This window comes from Legionella gratiana (genome assembly GCF_001467695.1).
Lineage (GTDB): Bacteria > Pseudomonadota > Gammaproteobacteria > Legionellales > Legionellaceae > Legionella > Legionella gratiana.
This window is the reverse complement of record NZ_LNYE01000022.1, coordinates 263,648-272,249: the sequence shown is the minus strand read 5'-3', so window position 1 is coordinate 272,249 and position 8,602 is coordinate 263,648. Positions and strand designations below refer to the sequence as shown.

The following is an 8,602-nucleotide window of genomic DNA, read 5'->3' as shown; positions in this document are numbered from 1 at the left end:
AAGTGTTGATTTGTTCGGAACAAATTATGATTACTTGTTGAGGTCATAGAAAGGGCTAGAAACTCTTTAGTGGGTAAAAACTTAATGATTTCACCTTTTATAACATTGGGCAGCTGATTAAAATGTTCAAATTTATCCTGCATGACTTTTCCTGTAGATAATTAAGTTTTGCATTATATTTAGTCATGTTGTTTTTGTAAACACCATTGATGAGTTACTTCAGCGCATCTTAATTGTAAATCTGTTCATTTAAATCACTTGATCATTCATAAAATTGGTCTTTATTGAAGACAAAATAAAAATACTTTGGATGATAAGCAAAATGACTATTGGGTGAAGTGTCATTGTTTGCTTACATTAATCTGAGGTCACCCCCCCCATGGGTGAAATAGCTGCGCGCGAAGCAATTTCTTCAGTTGAGTGTTTGGAAATTCTTTTACATCCTTGGATAGGTTATTTAATCCTTCCTTTATTTGCTTTAGCGAATGCGGGAATACCATTGTTTTCTTGGATTTACAATGGCAATTTTTATTGCGAATTTATCTTTTAATCAAAATATTATTATCGCAGCACGTTTGGTATACTTCTGGCAAGTATTTTATGTGGTTTGGTTGGCATTATTGCATTCTTAATTTACAAATATTTTTCTTCTCCCAAAATATCAAAAAAGCGTCAATCAACATTACGTGTAATGTTTTTTGCAACGCTGCCCGTTATATTGCTTTTTGTAGGAGATTTTTACCCCGAGGCAATGCGTCATCACAATATGAAGACGAATTGCTCGATTGATAAGCTATAATAAAGATGTAGGATATTATTGATAACCAGGCCACTATATGCCACTAAATAGCTTAGAGGAATTTAGACTAATATTGTCAAAAGAAAATAAATCAGATTCCGAAATTAATGAATTAAAGGAAATATTGAACAACAGTAATCATCCTTGGGTTAATTACACCCATGGGAATGGAAATAATCTTCTTCATGAGGCTTGTTCTTTAGATAACAAAATAATAGTAAATAGTTTATTAGAGTTTTCATCAGAAGAAGTAAAAGATAAACTAATTAATAAAATAAATAATGCCGGTTTCAAACCTATTCATTATGCATGTGCTTGGTCTTCTCTCGATATTGTATCTAATTTAATTAAAAATAACGCGAATCCTAAAGAAAAAGCTAAAGATGGGACTCCTGCTTATTATTATGCACATGAAAATGGCAATGTGATTGTGTTAAATTATTTGCTAAATGATCTTCCATGGAAAGAAGATGAAGAATTCTTTTTTAAGCAAGGGGATTTAATCAATAAATTTAAAGATAAATCAATGGATTCGGAGTTTGCATGTAACGCATTATGTTTAGCACATGCTGTGCATAATGAAAAAAATAACAAAGAAAATTATATTAAAAAATTGCTCCTGGCTTCAATAAAGGGAGAATATAAAATTACTTTATCTGATAAATACAATGGAAGTCCCAAAAAAGGAGAAATTTTAATCTACACAGAAGGTAATACTATTTTCTATCAGTTGCTTAATAAAAAGGAGACGAAAATAGAGGGTTCTTTTATACATAAGAATATTAATAAAGATAATATTGATGAATTTAAAAAAATAGTTATGAATTATCTGCATGAACAAAAGATACTTCCACCCAGCAACATAGGCCAACGTTTGTCTCTCTATCAATTATATTCAGATGATTATAATCTTGGTAAAAATAAAGAAAACATTGCTACAAAAGAATTATATGTGTCAAATAAAGAAGCTCTTAATACTGCTCCAGAAGCAATTGAAGTATTTAAAAGTTTAGCTAATTTAATGTCAAATAATTGTGAAAATGGCAACATCATAGGACTTAGATTTAATGTACCTACAAAAAATTGTCTTCATATTGTATCGTTAAGAAAAATTAATACGGATGAGGGTGAGAAATACCAAGTTTTTGATCCTAATGATGGTTATCATAAAGCAGTTAACAAAGAAGAGCTTTACTTAGAAATTAATAAGGTAATGCATAGATATTATTATAGTAATAATAATGGTGAGGCAAGTTTTACTTTTAATGTTAGCAACTTAACTAAACGTGCAAAAGGCTTAAATTTAGTCCAAGAAAACAAAGAAAATTATGATAAAAAAACGAAGCATTTGATTTTTCCGGAAGGTGAATTAAAGAATAAAATTCATGAAATACATCGAGATGAACGATTTAATTTTAGAATGTTTCTGAATTTATATAATAATTATAAAAAACATGGTAGAGAGAACGAGTTTATAGAGAGTTTAAAAAGCGACTTAGAATGGGCATTAAAATCATTGATAAACAAACCAATTAAAAACTGGAATGAAGTTTATGAATTAATCAAAAAGATGGTAGGAGTGGATGAAATAAAGAAATATTCACAGGATTTAATCCTTGAATCTAGTAGAGCCAAGAATTTAGAATGTTTAAAGGATTATTTAACTTTAATAGAGAATAAGGACGATCTTTTAAATATTTATAAGGAATTTTGCTCCAAAATATTTACTCTTAACAACTATTCGTATATTCATATTGATGATATTTCTGAATTTGAACCAGTTATAATTCTTTTTAAAAATAAAATAAGTGAGCTCATACAGGATGATAATGAGAGAGAAGAGAGTATTAATAAAATAAAAGACACGATTGAAACCATATATAAAAACGTTGAAATTGAGTTTGGAGATGAACTTGATGATGAAGTATCTCAATATCTTAATAAGATGAGAGAATTATTGTTTCAAGTCCAGCCTCAGCCAAAAATAAACCTTAATGCAGAAGAACAATTACCCCAAATTCAGACTCAAATAATCCCTGAAAATGAAAACACATCCTCTATATTTAATTCAAAGTTATCTAAAATAAATAAGATCTGGGAAAGGATTAATAATGATCCAAGTCTTTCTGATTTAGAAAAAGATTTTATAAATAAATTTTATACTGAATTAAAGAAAGTTATTGATAATGGTTTAAAAAATAAACATTTGGTTGATAATATCGAAAAGAACATACAGACTTGCCTGGATCAAACATTAGATGAATCAAAAAAAATACCAAGAACAAGTGGATTTTTTGGATTTATAAATAAAATATTTGAAGTTTTAGGTCGAGAAAAACCTTTTACTATTGATAATAAAAAAATAATTGGCAAAATTAACGATATAAAATCTGCACTGCAACAAACAAAAACTGAGAGCACCACATCAGATGATCATCAAATCAAGCAGGAGAATACGTTAAATTAAATGGATTCTAAGTCTAGTAAACATTTTAATAACCGCTTGGGCCATAAGTTAGGTTGTTCTAAGTTAGATAAATGCCTGCATTAGGTGATACTCTACTCATCGGTACTGCATTGATTTTCAGTATACTGCGCTTTGTTCTTGTGGCTCGCCAGTGTCTAAAGGCTTGTTTGACGGTTTCTAGTTTATTGGTGCCATTTATCATTAAGTCGCCTCCTAAAATCATTGAGGCTATAGGCTAAACAACAACTCTGTCTTTAGTCACGCTCGTTTGCCGAAAACTCAGGATACTTTAATGAATGAGCATGTGAAATAGATTTTTCCGATCTCCTAAGTCGGAAACATTCTGTGGAATGTTATTGTGCAGATTTTCATATGAGTAACTCGGCCAATTCTCTATCCAACTCTAGTGCTCATCAATCGCTAGCCCATCTAAAAATGAACTAATATAGAATAAAAGAGGAGTAAATTAACCTTAGGGAGTTAAAAATGAATCATTATAGATTACGAGTAATGGATAAGGAAACAATAAAAATAATTAAAGATATCGGTGGTTACGAAAACCTTCTTGAAAATGGCCAGGATACTTGGGCTAATACTGAAGAGGACGCTAGAGTGAAATTAGTGGAGCAAAACATTTTTTCTGATTTTGGAAGAAATCGAGGACAACTACACCCAAGTAAAGAATGTTATAGGGGATTAAATGATATTTGGACTGACCCAAATAAAGTCGATATAAAACTTATTTGATTCTTGATTAGGATAGACCAGTTTTTCTAACTTAGTAGGGGTTATAGGTAACATCTATAGAAGAATAACAACGTGACTTTGATTAAGTATAATAAAACTCAAAATCCCTAATAGTTGCCCAAAAAAATGTAGGCAAAAAAAATTGATTTTAAATGCATAGCTCAAAAGCTTTATATCAGCCAATCAGAAGTAACTAAAAGTATTAAAAGATTAGAAGTGCTTAATATACATTATTTCGAACCATGATGTGGGAAAAGTAGAGAGACTCCCCGAGAGCCCATTTAAATCAAAGCTTAACTCAAAATTTACCGTCTCATACAAGTTGCGGTGACGAAACCTGATTAGTTGAATTAGTCCCTATTGAAATTCATGATATATATTATTAGTCAATTAAATGTTACAATCTGAATTGGTAAATTTAATTATTCAATCTTTTTTCTTCTTATTGCCTATCTTGGGAAATTCATTTTTATCCTGAAATTTCTTTTTATTACCTCATAGTCATTAGGAGCAATTAGCTATTTCTATAGGATATCTATGAGCTACCAAACGTGCCATTATTGTTTAGAAATTAAAAATGATTTTTCATTAAGAGGTAAATCTCGAGCTAAAAATGGAAAATTCCTTTGCTATCAACTCTGTCCATCATGCACTCAAAAATTAATTAGCATTAATAGTTTCTCTGATAAAGAAAGCCGTCAATTTTTTATAAACGCAGTAAAAGAAAACGCTCAAAAATTTCCCATATATGTTGATGAATAAGTCCTTAAGATTAAGGTAATTTAAGAGCACATTAATAGGAATTGGTTCGAAATTCCTTTTCAATCAGATGCGTTTTGTTATTAGTAATTTGACCATTGTAATTACCAAATTCTCCATCTTGCTGGGTTAGCATCCAAATAAAAAGAGAGTCTAAATTATTCCCAGAGGATTGTTTAATTTCGATGTCATCAAAATATATTTTTGCGGTATAGGTAAACATTTTTTTCTCGATATGAAAGTGTATAGGCGCACGATAAGTACGAGCGAAGAAAGGTATAATATGATTAACCGAAGAAAAAAAGAAAATAAAATGTTTATACAATCCTTTCTTCTATTATAGCATAAATAGGGTGGTTGAGAGGTTTAAGCAATGGCATGCTACAAATAAAATTGACTTTTAACCAGTAACCTAGTTTCAGCTAGAAAATGTCTATTTTATACTCTCCAAATCGTCGTTTTATTCATTTAATTCCTCGTTCTGTAGTTTTTTTATTCTTGATCGGTTTCCGGCTAAATTCCCCTATCCAGGCATTATAATAAATATAAGGATTACTTATGTCTAAAACAGTAAACGGAGTCGTTAAATGGTTTAACGAATCAAAAGGGTTTGGATTTATCGAGCAAGATTCCGGGCCGGATGTATTTGCTCACTTTAAAGAAATTTTAAGTTCTGGCTTCAAAACCCTCACAGAAGGTCAGCGAGTACAATTCATTGTGACGCAAGGAGCAAAAGGTCTTCAAGCACAAAATATAATAGCTCTTTAATCTAAGGAGTTACTATTATTAAACCACTATATCTTCTGAGGTTGTAGTGGTTACTTGGAGAAAACGACAATGAAGCAAAATAAAATTTATGTAGGCAACTTACCCTTTGGAGTTACTGAAGAGACATTACAAGCAGAATTTTCTAAATATGGTAAGATAGACGAACTTCTTTTAATTAAAGATCGCTTTACTGGTCACATCAAAGGTTTTGGTTTTATAACCTTTAGCTCACAGCAAGAAGCTCAATCCTCTTTAAAGATGAATGGGAAAATGCTGGAAGGACGTCCATTAAAAGTAACTATGGCCCAAGAGAAATATACCTCACGCGGACGTCATCGATAATTTATACTCGTTTTTAATATATTAAAGTTTTGCCCAGCAGACAGATTATCCTATGCATTTTTACTTTGAAGACGTTCCCTCGTAAAACCACTGGGATTTGGGCATACACAAATTATTTATACTAATATGAACATAAAAGGGCTTGTTCTTAATTAAATGGCAAACTTTAAAAAAATAAATCTGAATTTATTATTACACTTGCATGCTCTTTTGACAGAGCGAGGAGTGAGTGCTGCTGCTGACAAAGTTTTTATTAGTCAACCTGCCATGAGTACTTCACTTAAGCACCTTCGAGAAATATTTAAAGATCCATTATTAATTTTTGATGAAGGTGAATATTTTCTTTCGCCTGAAGCCAAGAAACTTAGGCCACAGCTAGAGCTATTTATGCTCCAAATCCAAAATATTTTAACCCCTAAAGATAAATTTGATCCTAAAAAATCAAACCGCATATTTAAAATTGCTTTACCTGACTATATAGAACTACTCCTTCTTCCATCTTTACTTAGATCATTAGAAAAATTTCCTAATATTGTGATAGATACAACGATTAATGCGATGGCTGATAAGCCTGCATTATTCATCGAGAAACATATGGATATTGTGATTGGTGCTATTGATGAAAATACAGCACTCTCCCAATTAAAAGTGAGAAAACTATTTGAAGAAGAACTTATTTGCTTTGCCAGCAACAAAAACCCCTTGATTAAAAATCCATTGTCTTTAAATCAGTACTTAAATAGTAGGCACCTTGCATTCAGCTTTAATGAAAAACAATACAGTAACTCAGCTGAGATTTTGAGAAAAAAGAAATTAGCTCGTCATGACGTCATGTATGTCAATAATATTCTTCCTGCAATTTTTGCAATAGCTGATAATGAGTCAATAATTTCTATAGCTCCCAAAATTTTAATTAATATTTTTGCAAAGAAGTTCGGTTTGGCTCAACAACCCTTACCCTTTGATTTAGAACCTATTCCAATTTATTTAATAACTCATATCAAAGATCAATTAGATGAAGGAATTCAATGGTTATCAGCATTAATTGCTGAAAATATTGAAAAATTAATCGCTCCTTAAGTAAAAATCCTCATTACTCCTTAAATGAAGAGCTCAGAGCAGGTTGATTAATAAAAACTTTGTCAGTTACAGCACTCACTCCTCGCTCTATCGAAAGTGAGTGTACGTATAATAATCAATTCAAAAACACTCTTAGCTTAATCGTTGCGGACTCAACTGCTTTTTCCTGGATAAATAATTTGTATAGGCCCATATAAACAAGATATTTTACGCACCAATAAAACAAACATAAAATAATCAGTGTGTCGATATATTAATCAATAATATCGGTTTTTATTAAATACTAGGAATTTCAATCATGTTATACCAACTAAAAGACTTAACAAACAAAGCAAGTAACGAGTTCATTAATGAGTTTACAACTCTTTCAACAAAAATTACTGCTCTTGATCTAAGCAAAAATGGTCTTGATACCAGACTAACGGACGAATTCGTACAAGGTTTAACCTCTATTGCCCCTAAAATCAAAGAGCTATATTTAGCAGATAATTTTCTCGTTACAAAATCGGGAGCAGACTTAGCAAAAATTTTTGCAGCGATCCCTTCTAGTGCAACATTTCTCCATTTAGGCAGTAATTTCTTAGGTAACAAAAATGCTGCGGAATTAGCTAAAGCATTTGCAGCAATTCCTGCTCATATTACCGATTTAGGATTGGAGGATAATTTTCTTAATAATTTCTCTCCGGATGATTTACTTAAATTAAAGAATTCTCTTGCTCATGTAAAAACATTATATGTTAGCTATACCGAAGCTTTAAGTATGACAACAGAACAACGACAAGCACTAAAAATGGTTTCTCCACAAATTGAAACCATCAATCTAGTAGATCCATCAGGAAAAGTAATGGAATTAAATAATTCTTTGCCTCTAATGAACCTAGTCAGATCCTTAGGTGGAAAAACAAGTGTACCTTCATTGCTTGTCCAAGGCACTATGTTTGTAAAAAACAATAATATTGATTATCAAAAAGAAAATGCAATTCCTAGCGACTTGAAGGAATTTGTCAGCAGTATGAAATAATGTATCGCTCTCCTTGATAAATAATTTCTTATCAAGGTCGCGCTTGCAGGTAACCATGAATTTTTATATTTGATCAAGGAATTGTCGAGCCAAGAAATAAAGAAAAGTTAATCAATTGGCACCAGGTTTAGAGCAAAAACTCCATTCAGGCCTTATGGAAGGAATCAAGCGATTTGAAGGGTAAAAAACCGTAAAAATCCATTCTTGACTAATATTCTTGGATGGACAAATATCTGCTGAATTTCTCCAGGTAAGCTTTTGTCCTGCAAAGTCAAAAAGAACCGGATTGTTCAAGATTAGATACACCCATCATGGTTCATAGAATCGATTAGGGGATGATGGGGGCTATTTCATTACGTGCTGAATTGGTTTTTTGCTTATTCATATTATGAATAAAACCTTGAGATAACATTGCTTCTTGCGACGTAATTAAAAGGACGCAAAGTTAATGTGCGTAAAATAAATTGATTTTCTAAACCCTACGAAAAATTTACCGCAAAAATTGGAAAAAAGAAGCAGTTATTATTTATAAGGCTTAATAATACAAAACCTATGGATTTATAGGAGCTGTTGAAACAATAATATGCAGCGATAAAGCATTATTTTACATCAGGATACT

The 8,602-nt window shown here is 31.3% G+C and carries 10 protein-coding genes; 8 read left to right on the top strand and 2 right to left on the bottom strand.

Annotated elements, in window-relative coordinates; all coding sequences use genetic code 11:
• Nucleotides 1-379 precede the first annotated feature (379 nt).
• The gene (locus tag Lgra_RS17455) at nt 380-550 is read left to right on the top strand and encodes a Na+/H+ antiporter NhaA (RefSeq protein ID WP_115385429.1); all 171 of its coding nucleotides are present in this window, start codon (nt 380-382) and stop codon (nt 548-550) included.
• Nucleotides 551-836: 286 nt separating this feature from the next.
• Complete coding sequence (locus Lgra_RS09030) at nt 837-3,266, top strand: ankyrin repeat domain-containing protein (protein ID WP_058498935.1); 2,430 nt, start codon at nt 837-839, stop codon at nt 3,264-3,266.
• Nucleotides 3,267-3,324: 58 nt separating this feature from the next.
• Here the strand turns inward: Lgra_RS09030 and Lgra_RS17805 are convergent, their stop codons facing one another.
• On the bottom strand, nt 3,325-3,468 hold the full coding sequence (locus Lgra_RS17805; RefSeq protein ID WP_157068264.1) for a hypothetical protein: 144 nt from the start codon (nt 3,466-3,468) through the stop codon (nt 3,325-3,327).
• 284 nt (nt 3,469-3,752) lie between these two features.
• Here Lgra_RS17805 and Lgra_RS09025 point away from each other — a divergent pair, with 284 nt between their 5' ends.
• Both Lgra_RS09025 and Lgra_RS09020 read left to right on the top strand, forming a co-directional pair.
• Entirely contained in the window at nt 3,753-4,013 is a 261-nt protein-coding gene (locus Lgra_RS09025) for a hypothetical protein (protein WP_058498934.1), read from the top strand.
• A gap of 537 nt (nt 4,014-4,550) precedes the next feature.
• A complete protein-coding gene (locus Lgra_RS09020) occupies nt 4,551-4,775 on the top strand; it encodes a hypothetical protein (protein ID WP_058498933.1) in 225 nt (74 codons plus the stop codon).
• A 31-nt stretch (nt 4,776-4,806) separates the two neighbouring features.
• On the opposite strand, the gene Lgra_RS09015 is transcribed toward Lgra_RS09020, so the two are convergent.
• The gene (locus Lgra_RS09015; RefSeq protein WP_058498932.1) at nt 4,807-4,995 is read right to left on the bottom strand and encodes a hypothetical protein; all 189 of its coding nucleotides are present in this window, start codon (nt 4,993-4,995) and stop codon (nt 4,807-4,809) included.
• 335 nt (nt 4,996-5,330) lie between these two features.
• Here Lgra_RS09015 and Lgra_RS09010 point away from each other — a divergent pair, with 335 nt between their 5' ends.
• From Lgra_RS09010 to Lgra_RS08995, 4 genes are all read left to right on the top strand, one after another.
• On the top strand, nt 5,331-5,540 hold the full coding sequence (locus tag Lgra_RS09010; RefSeq protein ID WP_058498931.1) for a cold-shock protein: 210 nt from the start codon (nt 5,331-5,333) through the stop codon (nt 5,538-5,540).
• Between the two features lie 69 nt (nt 5,541-5,609).
• A complete protein-coding gene (locus Lgra_RS09005; RefSeq protein ID WP_058498930.1) occupies nt 5,610-5,882 on the top strand; it encodes an RNA recognition motif domain-containing protein in 273 nt (90 codons plus the stop codon).
• 156 nt (nt 5,883-6,038) lie between these two features.
• Entirely contained in the window at nt 6,039-6,962 is a 924-nt protein-coding gene (lelA, locus tag Lgra_RS09000) for a LysR family transcriptional regulator LelA (protein WP_058498929.1), read from the top strand.
• Nucleotides 6,963-7,260: 298 nt separating this feature from the next.
• The gene (locus Lgra_RS08995; RefSeq protein ID WP_058498928.1) at nt 7,261-7,983 is read left to right on the top strand and encodes a hypothetical protein; all 723 of its coding nucleotides are present in this window, start codon (nt 7,261-7,263) and stop codon (nt 7,981-7,983) included.
• The last annotated feature ends 619 nt before the right edge of the window (nt 7,984-8,602 follow it).